This is a genomic window from Paenibacillus cucumis (ex Kampfer et al. 2016) (assembly GCF_019748695.1).
Classification (GTDB): domain Bacteria; phylum Bacillota; class Bacilli; order Paenibacillales; family Paenibacillaceae; genus Paenibacillus; species Paenibacillus polysaccharolyticus.
In genome coordinates this window covers 61724-77419 of the sequence record NZ_JACLIC010000046.1, presented here as the reverse complement: position 1 = coordinate 77419, position 15696 = coordinate 61724, and the positions used below count along the sequence as shown (strand labels likewise).

Annotated in this window: 17 protein-coding genes and 1 pseudogene; all 18 read left to right on the top strand. The window is 43.8% G+C overall.

The window, feature by feature from the left end; all coding sequences use genetic code 11:
- Positions 1-59: 59 nt before the first annotated feature.
- Positions 60-566, top strand: a pseudogene (locus H7T88_RS28910) (YfiT family bacillithiol transferase); the annotation flags it as partial.
- Between the two features lie 63 nt (positions 567-629).
- Positions 630-1130, top strand: coding sequence for a helicase (locus H7T88_RS28905; RefSeq protein ID WP_260511147.1), 501 nt, complete (start codon positions 630-632; stop codon positions 1128-1130).
- 199 nt (positions 1131-1329) lie between these two features.
- Positions 1330-1686: a hypothetical protein gene (locus H7T88_RS25445; protein WP_221791050.1), complete on the top strand. Its 357-nt coding sequence runs from the start codon at positions 1330-1332 to the stop codon at positions 1684-1686.
- The gene (locus tag H7T88_RS25440; protein WP_154886289.1) at positions 1683-1982 is read left to right on the top strand and encodes a hypothetical protein; all 300 of its coding nucleotides are present in this window, start codon (positions 1683-1685) and stop codon (positions 1980-1982) included. The genes H7T88_RS25445 and H7T88_RS25440 overlap by 4 nt, the downstream gene beginning before the upstream one ends.
- A gap of 56 nt (positions 1983-2038) precedes the next feature.
- A complete protein-coding gene (locus H7T88_RS25435) occupies positions 2039-2638 on the top strand; it encodes a class I SAM-dependent methyltransferase (protein ID WP_221791048.1) in 600 nt (199 codons plus the stop codon).
- Positions 2635-3336, top strand: a complete 702-nt coding sequence (locus H7T88_RS25430; RefSeq protein ID WP_221791046.1) for a metallophosphoesterase family protein — start codon at positions 2635-2637, stop codon at positions 3334-3336. The genes H7T88_RS25435 and H7T88_RS25430 overlap by 4 nt, the downstream gene beginning before the upstream one ends.
- A 104-nt stretch (positions 3337-3440) precedes the next feature.
- Positions 3441-3959 carry a phosphotransferase-like protein gene (locus H7T88_RS25425; protein WP_221791044.1) on the top strand — a complete coding sequence of 173 codons (519 nt, stop codon included), beginning with the start codon at positions 3441-3443 and terminating at the stop codon, positions 3957-3959.
- 233 nt (positions 3960-4192) lie between these two features.
- Positions 4193-4669 carry a hypothetical protein gene (locus tag H7T88_RS25420; protein ID WP_221791043.1) on the top strand — a complete coding sequence of 159 codons (477 nt, stop codon included), beginning with the start codon at positions 4193-4195 and terminating at the stop codon, positions 4667-4669.
- A 55-nt stretch (positions 4670-4724) separates the two neighbouring features.
- Positions 4725-5258, top strand: coding sequence for a hypothetical protein (locus H7T88_RS25415; protein ID WP_221791041.1), 534 nt, complete (start codon positions 4725-4727; stop codon positions 5256-5258).
- Between the two features lie 23 nt (positions 5259-5281).
- Complete coding sequence (locus tag H7T88_RS25410) at positions 5282-5794, top strand: DUF6886 family protein (protein WP_123066757.1); 513 nt, start codon at positions 5282-5284, stop codon at positions 5792-5794.
- 25 nt (positions 5795-5819) lie between these two features.
- Complete coding sequence (locus tag H7T88_RS25405; protein ID WP_312027659.1) at positions 5820-6032, top strand: DUF5662 family protein; 213 nt, start codon at positions 5820-5822, stop codon at positions 6030-6032.
- A 117-nt stretch (positions 6033-6149) separates the two neighbouring features.
- Positions 6150-6638, top strand: coding sequence for a DinB family protein (locus H7T88_RS25400; RefSeq protein ID WP_186809546.1), 489 nt, complete (start codon positions 6150-6152; stop codon positions 6636-6638).
- On the top strand, positions 6635-7582 hold the full coding sequence (locus H7T88_RS25395; RefSeq protein WP_221791039.1) for an acetamidase/formamidase family protein: 948 nt from the start codon (positions 6635-6637) through the stop codon (positions 7580-7582). The genes H7T88_RS25400 and H7T88_RS25395 overlap by 4 nt, the downstream gene beginning before the upstream one ends.
- A gap of 404 nt (positions 7583-7986) precedes the next feature.
- Complete coding sequence (locus tag H7T88_RS25390; protein WP_090920937.1) at positions 7987-9378, top strand: ABC transporter substrate-binding protein; 1392 nt, start codon at positions 7987-7989, stop codon at positions 9376-9378.
- 31 nt (positions 9379-9409) lie between these two features.
- Positions 9410-10819: an ABC transporter substrate-binding protein gene (locus tag H7T88_RS25385; protein ID WP_221791037.1), complete on the top strand. Its 1410-nt coding sequence runs from the start codon at positions 9410-9412 to the stop codon at positions 10817-10819.
- 148 nt (positions 10820-10967) lie between these two features.
- The gene (locus H7T88_RS25380) at positions 10968-13841 is read left to right on the top strand and encodes an extracellular solute-binding protein (protein WP_221791132.1); all 2874 of its coding nucleotides are present in this window, start codon (positions 10968-10970) and stop codon (positions 13839-13841) included.
- A gap of 72 nt (positions 13842-13913) precedes the next feature.
- On the top strand, positions 13914-14819 hold the full coding sequence (locus tag H7T88_RS25375; RefSeq protein WP_240037208.1) for a carbohydrate ABC transporter permease: 906 nt from the start codon (positions 13914-13916) through the stop codon (positions 14817-14819).
- 3 nt (positions 14820-14822) lie between these two features.
- Positions 14823-15686: a carbohydrate ABC transporter permease gene (locus tag H7T88_RS25370; protein ID WP_090920933.1), complete on the top strand. Its 864-nt coding sequence runs from the start codon at positions 14823-14825 to the stop codon at positions 15684-15686.
- The last annotated feature ends 10 nt before the right edge of the window (positions 15687-15696 follow it).

Here is a 15696-nt window from a genome sequence, read left to right as displayed (position 1 = left end):
TTGTGGGTTATATTGGATATGATTTGATCCTGTAGTAAACGATTGGAGCGGTGTTAAATATGGACTTAGATGAAAAGATACGTTTTCCGATTGGACACTTTGAGCCCCGATTTGAATTTACTGATGAGAATCGAAAACACATATTGGATCAAATTCCCGAGATTGCAAAGACCTTGAGGGAGATCACACAAGATCTTAATAATGAGCAACTTCGTACTCCTTATCGTACAGGCGGCTGGACGATCATCCAAATTGTACACCATCTTGCAGACAACGATATGAACGCGTACATAAGATTCAAAAGAGCATTAACTGAAGAGGAACCACTAGCAAGCTCGTATCGCGAGGATTTGTGGGCATCGTTACAGGAGTATAAAGATTTGCCAATGGAAGATTCAATCATGTTGCTTGAAATACTGCACAAACGATTTCTCACACTGCTACGTGGTTTACAACCTGAGCAATTCAAGCGGAAGCTGCGAACAGAGGTATTGGGTAGCATTACGCTGGATGTCGCCATTCAACGATTGGTCTGGCATGGACAGCATCATATTGCTCAGATTAAATCTTTAAAAAGTGTCACAAAAATAGGAGTGCTTAACCAAGAAGAAATTTACCCTCATTGTCCCATGAAAATAAGAGTCATTGAAGTTGGGGGAGTAAGCAAACCGCAGCTTAAAGATAAATTACAGCAGTGTTCAATTCGAATGAATGAATACGGAAATAAACTGTTTGATGATGAGAAATTTGTCATTTCTCCCATCAAGAGGCGGCTAGAGACGGTCGAGTTATCAGTTAGAAATCTAGGATTTTTGGATGGAGCTACGACCCTACAACTCTTTCAAATGGCAGATACTCTTGGTTTGCAGTTATGTCCTATTGATTTGGGTCCCTTTCTTAGAACTCAGTATTTGGATCAACCTGAGACATGTACATCAAGCACTGAAAAAGGAAACCAAGCACCATCAGGTTCGATTACAATAGCTTCTAAACCTCTTATTAAGGATGATTATTTTCCAAAAGGCTTTTATCTCAGACGTACAAACGACGAGTTGTGGTTACGAGGTTACATTGCGGATGATCTGCATGTGTGGAACCCTCATGACCGTTTTATCTTTTGCAGTACTTGACTGTAGCGCAAGATTGAGAGGGCTTGGTCGGATCATTCAATCGGAGATGGAAAGATACGGCATCATTTTACGAAGAATTGATTCGATATGTGGTATATCCAGATGTATAAATAGAAGGTGAGGACAACATGAGTCAAACCATATACGAGATCTCGGGGCCGGCTGGGGTAGGAAAATCGACAACGTCGCAAAAAATATATTGAGCTTAACCCGGAATCTGTTAGAACAGAATTATGATGTTGTCATTGACTACATTACTTTCCCTTCAGAAATAGAATGGCTTGTGCAGCAGTTAACGGATTTTCAATTCAGGGTTGTCTATGTTGTCTTGTTGGTAGATCGAAGTACCCTGATCGCCAGGGATAAATTGAGACCCTCAGAAGCACAAATGGGTGAGCGCAGTTTGGATTTACTAAAGGAATTTGAAACATGCTCAGAATTAAAAGAACAATATAAACTCTATACGCAGCTGTACAGGCGAGAACAAGTATCTGAAATTGTTGAGGAGTTACGAAACAATCTGAGGTTTATCTGGAAAGGAGGTCACTCGAGTTGAAGGCACTACCCAAAATTTTTTCGTTCATTCTCATTATTGTTGGAATCAGTATAGTGACACTTACCAAAACGATTGAACAGGTCATACCAAAATTGGGATATGCCGCGTTTCAGTCCGCAGGAGCAGGAAGTTACAGCCCGATTAACTATGAGATGAATTTGGACTTGAACTACTTGGTGGGAGGCATCTGCATCTTGGTGGGAGCAATGTACTTCATTCGTCACATCGCTTTCTTTCAACATTCGATCACCGAAATGAAAAAGAGAAACAAAGAGTTTGAGGATAAATATAAATAATATCGGGTAATTGTACGCTGAAGTTAATTATATTAATTTTCAGGTGGGTGATCGGTATGGATGATCAAAATCTCTTGGATTTTTATTTACATATGAGGGAGAAGGAAGCCTATCAGTGGAATCTCTCGCCTGCGAGTTTGTATTTGGAATTGGAAACCAGAGATTTTCTAGCAAAATACTTTGACGTGTTCAGTGGCATGAATGCGCTTAACGTTGGCATTGGAGTAGGAGAATGGGACGATTATATCGGTTACTTGTTGAACGGTGCGGGTTGTTTAACAAGTATTGATATTAACAAGGATATATGTGAAATATTCAAATACCGACAAAAAAAGGAGGGCCATCCCAATGCTTCTACTGTTATATGTGAGGACTTCTTAGCATGCGAATTGCCTCAAACTTATGATCTGGTCACCATGATTGGCTCTGCTCTTCAAGAGACCGGCAAATACCGCAAAGGTTTGCAGAAAATATCAGAGGTGTTAAAACCGGAAGCTCAATTCATGTATATGGATTTTAATAGATACCACAAAAAAGAAAATCTATTCGAACTATTGACTGAATTGAAATTTGAGCTAAAGCATATCGAAGAATATAACCGATTTTCAAATGTCAGTTTTTACTGCATGAAGATCCAAAAGGAGGGGGTTCTATGAATCGAACTCTCATGATTAGTGATATTCATGGTTGTATTGATGCATTAAATCAATTGTTAATTAACGTAGACTACAATTCAAAATATGATCAGTTGATCCTTCTGGGAGATTACGTGGATCGAGGTTCTAATAGTAGAAAAGTCGTTGATAAGGTCATGGAATTAGTACAAGAACATCACGCTATCGCGTTAAAAGGAAATCATGACCAAAGATTCGTGGATCTCATATATGACGGAACTTCATCCATTCAATCCAAGTTTATGGAACATGGAGGACTTCGAACCCTTGAAAGTTACTGTCAACTGAACGATGAAGTTTCGAATGAAGTGTTAGAAACGGCAAGGAAGATCATAAAGGCGGATTATAGTCATCATATTAATTTTTTGAGCAATTTACCTTTATTCCACGAGGATGAAAATCATATTTATGTTCATGCTGGATTGAATCCGGATTACAGTGAATGGAGGCAACAACCCGAGCATGATTTTATGTATATTAAAGATAAATTTATCCACCATAGATTCGAAGATCTTCACAAAAAAGTTGTCTTTGGACATACCAAAACGAAAGACATACATGGATCAGCGGACGTTTGGTTTGCTGAAGATAAGATTGGCATTGACGGTGGATGTGCTTTTGGAATGCAGCTTAATTGTTTAATTTATCAGAATGGTACTTACTCGGTAGAACACTTCTAAAAAATTGTAAACGATCTCGCTTGAATTAATGAGCGTTAGAGTGTGTATTGGTTCATGCTGTAAAATATTTATAAATTCTTATTTTAGCAAAGGGAGATATCATAATGGATAGAGGCAGAATTATTTTTTTGAATGGTGTAACGAGTTCGGGGAAAACGTCTATAGTCGAGGCGATGCAGTCATATGACGATCCGTTCTTTTATGTTGTGGCGAACGATTTATTTGAGAATACAATCGGAGATAAACATCTACGGACCGATTACTGGAAATACCTAAGCGAAGCCATCATCATGATGTATCACACAGCGAAGGTATTCTCAGACCATGGCAAGCATGTGCTGATCGATGGGATTTTGGTGGAGAGACCGGAGCTTGCACCGCATTATGAACAAGTGAAAAAGATATTTGAAGGATATCCACTAGAGATTGTGGAGCTACATTGCCCTCTCGATATCTGTCGTCAGCGTAACCTTGAACGGGGAGACCGCAGAGAAGACCAGTCTGAAGAGCAACATCGTATTATGGCGTCCGACATTCAGTATACGTACTCGGTTGATACGAGTCAGCATACACCTGAAGAATGCGCGGAGATGATTATCAACACGTTATTCAAAAGTGAATAAGGTTTCTTCTGTGGCATGAAACGAGGAGAATAAAAATGAAGCTGGGACGTCTAAAGCAAGATGGACCAGCTTCTTGACTATTTCAGCACAATAGCAGGAAGAAGGAGCAAACAGATATGCAATTTGGGAAACATAAAGAGCGCTCGAATCGAGAAAGAATACTTCTTCAGTTCATAACCTTGCGCTGGGAGAAGGATGTGAGAGGGGCCCCTTTTTCCACTGCCCGAAATGATATGGAGAAAGCCTTCCGTTTACCGGATATGCTGTTCAGTTACGACACATCCTATGGTCTGCCTTACCACCGAATGCTCATTTTGCAGAACAAGAACGGTTTTGAGAAGATTCAAGATAAAAGTGTCATTCTGAAACCTACTGCAAAGAATTTCAAATTGGGTTGTGTTTTGATTGATAATAAGGAGCCTGAATCCGAAAATTCCGAATATGATGTAACCTTCACCTACTCCCCGGAATGTGGGAAACCTATCCGATATGATAAGCGATATCAGCCTTTGACAGAGCGGGCATTTGGATTGACTTCAAACGAATATGGAAGAGTGGTGTACAACGGAAGGCATATCTATCAGGATACCGGAGAATGGTACTACGAGTTAAATATATTGAATATGTTACTTACCGAGCAGAAAGATCCAAATGTGTTGATTGATCAGGAGCCGCTGAACGTATATAACCAGATCGAGATTTTATATTAATGTAATTTAGAAACGAATGATTGATATAAAATGTGCGCTAGGAGTGGGACACATAATGATAAATCCTCAAGAGATCTTACCAGTAGTCAAACGATTAGAAGCAAATCATATTGCATATTCACTGGGTGGAAGTGCGATGTTGTGTTTTTTTGGCTTGGTTGATTCCGTGAACGATTGGGATCTGATGGTCGATTGTCCAAAACTCAAATTTATAGAAGCGATTGCTGGATATGAGTGGATCGAGAAGGAAAGCGGCGACAAACCTTTTGCAAGTGAATATAGAATGGAGATTGAGTCGTTAAACGTGGATGTAATTGGCGGATTTGCTTTTGATGTAGATGGAAAACGGCTGAAGTTACCTATATTGCCTATTCCAAATGTAAAATGGCACGGTATGCAGGTTTCAAGTCCTGAAGTGTGGTACGTTGCTTATCAGATGATGGGTAGACATGAGAAAGCGGATTTGATTTTAGATTATTTGCAAACAAGCAATGAGTATGTGAATCAGGATCTGATTAAGAGCTTGTTAGCGAACGACATTTTAACGTATGGGATTAGAAAAGGATTGAACACACTGCTTGAGACTTAACTTCACGAACAGAGGTGTATCAAATGCTATATCATTTCAGTGAAGAATCTGATATTCATATCTTTATACCAAGAGCGAAGCAGAATCGGCCTGAGTTTCCGGCGGTTGTCTGGGCGATTGATGAGCAACATGAATTCAGTTATTACTTTCCGAGAGATTGTCCTCGCATTGTTATTCGAAGAACGAACGACATTAGTGATGAGCATCATGAGTTGTTTTTTAAACACTCAAATGCAGACCTCATTGTAACGGTTGAGAACGAGTGGTACTCCAGGATCATGCAACAAACGTTGTATCGGTATCATCTGGATGCAGCGTCGTTTAAACTTTTTGATGAAACCGCAGGGTACTATATTTCTGATCAGGTGGTTACACCAAGTTACATAGAGAAAATAGATCATCTGCTAGAGAGGCTTTTGGCCAGAGGGGTTGAGTTGCGATTCACGACAAATCTATATCCTCTGAGAGATGCTGTGTTACAGTCAGACTTCCAACAATTCGGAATACATCGTTTCAATCATGCTAAACCATTGTAGGGGCGGGGAATAGCAAGCTGGGGGGATGACCATGCTTTCTGCCTATTGGAGGTATTTCTTATATGTAACTGAACATAAGTTGAACGTTTTCATTGAGTGCTGGCATGAAGGGTTATATTTACAAGGGATATTTCATGATTTAACGAAATTTTGTCCTCACGAATTTTTCCCTTATGCAATCAAGTTCTATTCGGACCGTAAAGATGAAGTCACAGAACTAAGGTGGAAGAAGGCATGATGAACTCGGAAGATATTATTTTGCATCCAAAGACGAGAGAATCGCTTGAACAGTTGCTTACTAGAAAGGGCGAATCGTGATGATTCATCTTCTACAAAGTGAAGGGGGAAATTTGTTGTGAACAAAGAAACGGAACAACTGCTTTTAGCTTTTGAAGAATGGACGCTATTTGTCAAAACGTTGAGTCGTCTCGAAGAAAAGACCTGGAATTCCAGTCTAGAAAAAGGAAAGTGGACGATCAAATCCATCGTAAGCCATATGATGTTATGGGATCGATATTTTTACAAGGAAGCGATTGAGAAGATTGCCCTGAATCAGCAGATTACGTTGAAGCATCTGGATTTTGATGAGTTTAATCGCAAAGCTGTGGAGTACGGGAGCCGCACAGAGCCGTCCGAAATTGTCGACAAGGCTATCACGTACCGTCACAAAATTATGAATGACATTCGAGGGTTATCGGAGGAACAGCTTTATCAACGATATGTGGATCCAGAGAACAAGGATAATGTATTTTACATTCCCCAATACCTTAAAGATTTTATATGGCATGACCAGCATCATATGGAGCCGTTAAAACAATATCTGGCCGGGGAGGGATTGTTGTGAGTATTCATACGATTACATTGGCTCAGGAAAATCTGATTGGTTCATTTACGGATGAGGTAACGCCGATTTTAAAGATCAAGTCAGGTGATTCCATACGTTTTCAAACGCTGGACGCAGGTTGGGGCACGGGAGTAAGTTATGCGAAACGAATCAAACCTTTTCCACGACAAGGTGAAAAAGATGGAGGGCACGCCTTAATCGGCCCAATCTATATTGAAGAGGCGAAGCAGGGAAAGACACTCGAGATCATTTTCAATGAGATTATACCAGGCAGTTACGGGTTTACTTCCGCAGGTGGATATCCCAACTGGCAGAATCAGAAATTGCATCTAACAGAGGTCGAAGAACTGTCTCTAAATTGGACACTTGATCGACAAGCGATGAGTGGCTCTTGTGAGGTACGGGGCAAGTCATACAGCGTATCCTTAAATCCATTCATGGGTGTCGTCGGCATGCCGCCAGAATCAGGAGGGATTCATACGACATGGCCGCCGCGATATTGTGGAGGGAACATCGACTGCAAGGAACTAGTACAGGGAAGTAAGTTATATCTGCCTGTTCCTGTAGATGGGGGTTATCTGGCGATTGGTGATGGTCATGCACGGCAAGGCGATGGGGAAGTCAGCTGTCAGGCGATTGAATGTGCCATGGAGCTTGTAGATATTACAGTGAATGTCATAGATGATATAAAGCTGACCAATCCACGTGCGCATACGCCTTCTGGATGGATTACCTTTGGTTTTGATGAGGACTTGAATGAAGCAACGGTTCAAGCGTTGGATGGCATGTTAGGCCTGATGGGCGAGTTATATGGCCTGGACCGGGTAGAAGCGATTGCGCTGGGAAGTTCGGTGATTGATCTGCGTATCACGCAAATTGTGAATGGTGTGAAAGGCGTGCATGCCTTTCTGCCCCACGATGCTTTTATAAGTGATTCAAACTAGCGGCAACTCTAAAAAATTTGCATTCTGCTAAACCAGATCATATGAAGCCCTCTACGATGTCATTTAGTCTGATGTTAGAGGGTTTTGAAGATTTATCCCCTTTAAGTGTTATGTTTTCCTTAAATTGTGCGGAATGAATTAGAAGGGATCAAAATATTCTAAATAATAACAGAATATGTATTGACCCAAGGCTTTTCATGATACTATAATGAAATGGGTTTCATGAAATCCGTTTCATTAACTCCTAACAATTTCGTAAGCGCTTTCTGTTGAAGGGGGTTGGCAGGTTTTCAAGTTCCTATCCGTGACAGCCTTGTGATGAATTAAGTCACTCGAGGAAGTCATCCAAGTATGATGCAAGCTTGATTCATCTTTATCTAACTTTGAGGGGGAGCGTGTGAAAGATGAAGTTTGTGAGAAAGAAGAGGTTCAGCCTGTTGGTGATTTTCACCTTACTGGTAACCATTATTGCTGGTTGCAGTGGTGGAAGTACACCATCTGATACAGCGACCCAGCCACCGGCGGATAAAAACAAAGAAGCGGCAGTCGAACCTGTACAGGAAAAACAGGAGCCTAAGGTGGATTTGAACGGCAGAGCTGTTCGCATATCGAACTGGTGGGATGCATCTCCCAAAGGAGATTCGGAGGCAGATGAGCGCGCTCGTGAACGAATCAAAAATGTAGAAGAGAAATACAACGTTAAAATTTCTTACTTGAATACAGATTACGGAGCAACATCCGAGAAAATTTCTTCATCCGTGATGGCGAATGAACCATTTGCAGAGATTGTGCGTGTGCCTGACGGTAATATTTGGGGTCTTATGCAGGGCGGATTCCTTACACCACTGGACGAATATCTGAAGGATACGCAGATCAAGCCGGATGTCATCGATTCGATGCGATTTGGCAGTGATAAAGTATATGGACTGACGGGTTGGTATACCCCGAATGACAGCGGAATGTTTTACAATAAACGAATATTTAAGGAAGCTGGTTTGAAAGATCCGCAGCAATTGATGGAAGAGGATAACTGGAACTGGGATACGATGCTGGATGCTGCCAAGAAGCTAACCGTAGATAAAAACGGTGACGGCAAGATGGATCAGTATGGTCTGTCGGGTGCGTACTACGTACTTCACGAGATGCTGATTGGAAGCAACGGCGGCAAGATGTATGACGAGGCAACGCAAAAGGCAGCGTTTGATTCACCTGAATCCTTGGAAGCGCTTAACTTTTTGTATAGTCTGTACAACGACCACAAAGTTGTGAAGGCCAATGCCGGTAATGATTGGGAAGACCCATCCAAATTTTTCTCAGAAGGCAATATTGCGATGTACCCTGGCGGATTATGGGAAGTCGAAGGCCGTATTCTGGATAAGTTAAAGGACGACTGGGGTTATGTTTACATGCCTAAAGGTCCAAAAGCAAAAACGTATCTGGATACAGTCAACAGTACAGAAAGTTTCGTTATTCCCAAAGGCGTTAAGGATGCCGATATCATCGTGAAAATTTGGGAAGAGCTTCAGGACTTTGACAACTGGCAGGATAATCACCGTCTGTGGTTAGAAAACATTTTGCCTGACGAAGCTTCGATCGCTAATGCCATGAATGACAACGGACAGGTTGAACGTGTATACGGTGCTCGTGCTGGAGGATTAGGTGTTAAGGAAGCTCTCGGCAGTGTAACCGAAAAGTTTGTGAAAGGTGAAGTGACTCCATCTACAGGTGTTGCTCAGGTCATCGGACCTGCACAGGCAGGAATTCAGAAAGTACTGAAGGGCGAAAAAAGCAAGTGAAGTAAAATCATTTACTTAAGGGAGGCAACCCATGTTGAAAAAATTGATTTCTAACCAAATCATGTTCATCGTTTTGTTTGCCGCTTTGATTATGCTTTTGTCTGCATGTAGTGGTTCTAATGATAAACCAGCCGAGCCTGTTGCGACTAAACCAGCTGAGACGGAGACTAACACCACACCTGCCAAGGAAGAAGAGAAGGAAGAGGCTGTGCCAGCTCCTGATTTGAACGGACGGGTCATTCGCATATCTCACTGGTGGGATGCCACTCCCAAAGGAGATTCAGAGTCAGATGAATTGGCGCGTGAGCGAATCAAAATGGTGGAAGAAAAATATAACGTGAAAATCAAGTATCTGAACACCGAATACTGGTCTACATCTGAAAAACTGTCTTCCTCTGTGCTTGCGAACGAACCTTTTGCGGAAATTGTCCGCATTCCCGACGGTTTCATCTGGGGACTTATGCATGGTGGATTCCTGACCCCGCTGGATGATTATCTCAAAGACACTCGGGTCGAGAAGGATGTTGTGGACTCGATGCGCTTTGGCGGTGACAAGGTGTATGGTCTCGAAAGCTGGTATACACCGAACGAAAGCGGCTTGTTCTATAACAAGCGGATTTTCAAGGAAGCGGGCTTGAAAGACCCACAGCAGTTAATGGATGAGGATAATTGGAACTGGAATACGATGCTGGATGCAGCCAAAAAGCTAACCGTTGACCGCAATGGTGACGGTAAAATGGATCAATACGGTCTGGCTGGAGCGCATTACGTACTTTCGGAGATGCTGATCGCGAGCAACGGCGGCAAACTGTACGATGAGCAGACAGGTAAAGTGACGTTTAATTCTCCCGAAGCGATGGAAGCGCTTAACTTCCTGCATAGCCTGTACACCGAGCATAAAGTGATCAAAGCTAACGGGGGAAACGACTGGGAAGATCCAGCCAAATATTTCGGAGAAGGCACGATTGCAATGTATCCTGGTGGACTCTGGGAGGTTGAAGGCCGGATAGTAGATAAGCTGAAGGATGAGTGGGGATATGTTTATATGCCTAAGGGTCCTAAAGCGAACTCTTACTATGAACCATTTGGTCAGACGGCAGCTTATGTTATTCCGAAAGGTGTTAAGGATGCGGATGTGATCGTGAAGATCTGGGAAGATCTGCAAGACTTTGATAACTGGCAGGATAACCGCAGATTGTCTCTTGAAAACATTTTACCGGATGAAACTTCAATCGCGAATGCGATGAATGATGATGGCAAGGTACAACGTTTGTTTGGCGGACGCTTCGGCGGTCTGGGTATCAAAGAGCAATTGGACAGCGTAACCGAGAAATTTGTGAAAGGTGAAATTACACCTTCCACAGGTATTGCACAAGTCATTGCACCTGCTCAGGCTGCGGCGAAAAAAGTGCTAAGCGGAGAGCAGGACAAGAAAAAATAATGCATATAAGTTGACGGCCTCATTTCTGGTTCTCGGTTAGCCGGGGAGCAAATTTGCGGGCCGTCCATCTGATTACGTTTACGAGAGTCAGTTAAAGGAGGGGCATTGGGTGAAATTCACATTATCCCGAGTGACGGTTGTTGTCGTCATGGTCATGCTCGTCGTGGTGTATGCGATATTCAGTTCCGGTGGAAGCGGTAGTTCGAAAACCGGAAATCGAACATCAGATCCGAGCCGTGTGATGCCGATATCGGAGTCTGCTGCGGAGGGAAGCTATGATTATTATCTGCAGCAACACCAGAACGAGAAGCGGCCTTCCAAAGAAATTGTCATTCAGGGAGCAGATTATACAGCTGCTGAAGGAATGAAACCAGAGATGATCACAGAGCTCGGCGGCGAAACGGGCAAGTTCATACGAACAGAGGAAAGTGGTTCCGTGCAATGGGACGTGGATGTTCCGGAATCCGGGATGTATCGCATGACGTTGCGTTATTACCCGATTCAAGGAAAGAGTTCTGCCATCGAACGCGAGTTATGGATTGATGGAGAGATCCCTTTCAACAGTGCACGCAACATGAGCTTTCATCGGGTTTGGGTCAATGAAAAATCCGAAATTGAGCAAGACAATAGAGGCAATGACCTGCGTCCGCGTCAGATTGAAGCACCGATGTGGCAGGAGTCCATCCTGAGAGATAAAGAAGGCTATTATGAAGAGCCGTACCAATTTTATTTTTCAGCAGGGAAACACTCCATAAAGCTTGTATCAACGCGGGAACCTATGGTTATTGATTCGATCAAGCTACATCATTACGAAGAACCGCCTTCCTATGCGGAGCTCGAGCAGCAGTACGAATCGAAGGGATACGCGGAAACAAGCGGGCACTTGATCAAAGTTCAAGGGGAACAGGCCGCATACAAATCGTCACCGACATTGTATCCGATTACAGATCGATCTAGCACATCAACGGAACCGTATGATGTTTCCAAGATCAGAATGAACACTATTGGTGGAAACAACTGGCGTGTGCCGGGGCAATGGATTGCATGGGAAATGGATGTACCGGAGGATGGCTTATATAAAATTGCGATCAAAGGCAGACAGGAGTTGCTGAGAGGCATTTATTCCACACGCTCGCTACAGATTGATAACCAAACGCCATTCAAAGAAATGATGCAGATTCCATTCTTCTATGATTCGGATTGGCAGATGCATGTGCTTGGGAGCGAGGAAGAGCCGTATTTATTTTATTTAACCAAAGGAAAACATGATTTGCGGCTTGAGGTCAGTCTAGGTGCCATTGCGCCTTTGATCCGTCAGGTTGAAGCCAGCGTGCTTGAGATCAATGCAATGTACCGGAAAATTCTGATGATCACAGGCAATGTGCCAGACCCGTATCGCGATTATCAATTAGAGAAGCAGATTCCAGATATGGTGGAAGTATTTCATAAGCAAAGTGATATCTTGAATGCGGTTTCTGAAGAATTAATTCGTCTAACAGGTGAAAAGAGTGATAAAACCGCGATTTTGAATAAAACCGCTTATCAACTGGCTGATCTGGCCGACAAACCGGAAACGGTTCAGAAACGGTTGTCTCAATTCAAAATCAACGTCGGAAGTGTCGGCTCTTGGCTTCTGGAAGTTCGGGAGCAACCGCTGGAAATTGACTATCTGCTCTTAGCTTCCCCTGATGAGAAGTTGCCAAAAGCAAATGATTCGGCTTTCCGCAAAGCAGGGCATGAGGTGTCCTCTTTCTTCCATTCTTTCTTCGAAGATTACGACACCATCGGTAGCACAGCGGATGAAGATAAATCCGTTACCGTCTGGATTGGTACAGGCCGAGACCAGGCGCAGGTATTAAAAGCGATGATTGATGACACGTTTACACCGCTGACAGGTATTAGTGTCAATCTCAAGCTGGTCAATGCCGACGTGTTGCTCCGCGCCTCCCTTGCAGGAGAAGGACCGGATGTGGCGATGCAAGTAGGCAATGATGTGCCGGTTAACTTCGGGATGCGGCATGCGGCAGAGGATCTGTCTACGTATCCGGGGTACCACGAATTGATCAAACAGTTCAGGGACAGTGCCATGGTTCCTTATCAATTTGAGGATCAAGTATTTGCCCTACCGGAACAGCAAATATTCAACATGTTATTTTACCGGAAAGATATTCTGGAACAGCTTGACCTTGAGCCGCCGCAGACGTGGGAAGATGTGTATGCCATGATTCCGGTGCTGCAGAAGCATAACATGGAAATGGCACTGCCGCTTGCTCAAACCACAGGTGTACCGGTACTCGAAGTGAACCGGGCGTATGCAATGCTGCTCTACCAAATGGGTGGTTCATTCTATCTAGATCAAGGTGCCAGAAGTGGTATGGATACGGAAACGGGACTGGAAGCGTTCAAAGAATGGACGAATTTTTATACCAGTTATAAACTTCCGCTCACCTTTGATTTCCCGATGCGCTTTAGAACAGGTGAAATGCCAGTTGGTATTATGGATTACACCTTCTACAACTATTTGTCTGTATCTGCGCCAGAGATCAAAGGATTATGGGAGTTCATCCCGGTTCCAGGAATCAAGCAGAAGGACGGAAGCATCAAACGGGATGTGGCTAGTGGTGGCACGGCGACGGTCATGCTGAAACAATCCAAACATAAGGATGCGGCATGGGAATTCATGAAATGGTGGGTTAGTAAGGATGCACAAGTTCGATTCGGACGGGAAATGGAAGGTCTGATGGGAGCTGCGGCGCGCTATCCGACAGCCAACATTGAAGCATTACAGGAATTGCCTTGGCCAATCCGCGATTATCACAGTTTGGAAGAACAATGGGAGTGGGTGCAGGGCGTGCCTGAAGTGCCTGGAGGTTACTTTACAGGTCGCCATCTGGACAATGCATTGCGTGAGGTCGTGAATAACGGTACCAATTCCACGGATGCCATCTATGATTATGTGCAGGAAATTAACTACGAAATTCAGCAGAAACGAAAAGAGTTTAAATTGGACGGAATGCGCTAGGGAGGGAATCTTTTGCAAAAGACAGAAATGGTGAACAAAACCGGTTCTCGGCCCAAGCGCACGCCTGCCGGCATGCCGGGAAAATGGGAACTCTTTGTCAGAGATATGAAGCGGGATAAACATCTGTATGTCCTACTATCTCCGTATATGTTGTTATTTTTACTTTTTACCGTGTTTCCCGTCATCATCTCCATTTTCTTCAGCTTTACTAACTTCAATATGCTGGAGTTTCCGCAATGGGTCGGCTGGGAGAACTATTCCAAGCTGCTCTGGAATGATGATGTGTTCTTGATTGGTCTCAAAAATACAATTATTTTCTCGGTGGTCACCGGCCCAATCAGTTACATCGCTTGTTTTGTATTCGCGTGGCTGATTAATGAGCTGAATCCCAAGGTGAGAGCCTTTATGACCCTGATCTTTTTTGCACCTTCAATTTCAGGCAATGTGTTTTTTATTTGGCAAATTATATTCTCCGGGGATTCATACGGCATTATGAACGGTTTCTTGATGAAAACAGGCATTCTTTACGAACCGATCCTGTGGCTTCAAGATCCGAAATATATGCTGGCGATCATCATGCTAGTGCAGCTGTGGCTCAGCTTGGGAACCAGTTTCCTGGCGTTCATCGCCGGTTTGCAGACCGTGGATCGTACGCTGTATGAAGCAGGAGCAATCGATGGGGTACAAAATCGCTGGCAGGAGTTATGGTACATTACGCTGCCTTCGATGCGGCCTCAGTTGATGTTTGGTGCGGTCATTCAGATTACTGCGTCCTTGGCGGTTGCAGAAGTTGCTACGGCGCTAGCAGGGTTCCCAAGTGTGCAGTACGGTGCGCATACGATCGTCACTCACTTGATGGATTACGGAACGATCCGCTTCGAAATGGGTTACGCGTCTGCCATTGCAACGGTGTTGTTCGGTCTGATGCTGGGTTCCAATCTGCTTGTACAAAAGCTTCTGAAGAGAGTGGGGGAATAGCAGATGAAGATAGCCCTGCGTATGAAACGAAAAATCAACCGATCCTGGCAGGTCGACATCCTGCTGTTCCTGCTACTTGGCGGATTTGGCGCATTTATGGCGGTTCCGCTCATCTATGTCATTAATAATGCGTTTAAACCGCTGGATGAGCTGTTCATTTTCCCGCCAACCCTGTTTGTTCGCAATCCGACGTTCGAGAATTTCTCGGATTTGTTTCAGGTGATGAAAAATTCATGGGTTCCTTTTTCGAGATACATTTTTAATACCGTGTTTATTACTGCGGCGGGTACGTTCGGTCATATCATTCTGGCCTCGGCGGCTGCATACCCACTAGCGAAACATAAATTTCGCGGACACAAGGTGCTGTTTACAGTCATCGTATTGTCGCTTATGTTCTCGCCACATGTCACGGCAATTCCGAATTACATGATCATGTCGACCCTTGGGTGGCTCGACTCGTATCAAGCGATTATTATCCCTGCCTTTGCTTATCCGCTGGGTTTGTATCTGATGAAGCAGTTTATGGAGCAGATCCCGGATGCATTGCTGGAAGCGGCGAAAATGGATGGTGCGAGCGAATACCGGATTTTCATACAGGTCGTTATGCCGCTCGTTAAACCGGCTTGGTTAACCCTGCTAATCCTGATGATGCAGATGCTGTGGGGAACGGATGGCGGCAGTTTTATCTACAGTGAGCAGCTCAAAACGATGCATTACGCCATGGGACAGATTGTTCAAGGGGGAATTGCTCGTGCAGGGGTAGGCGCTGCAGTAGCGGTCATCATGATGACGGTGCCGATCGTGACGTTTGTATTGTCGCAGAGCAATGTCATTCAAACGATGGCTTCATCCGGCATGAAGGATTAAGGGAGAGGGT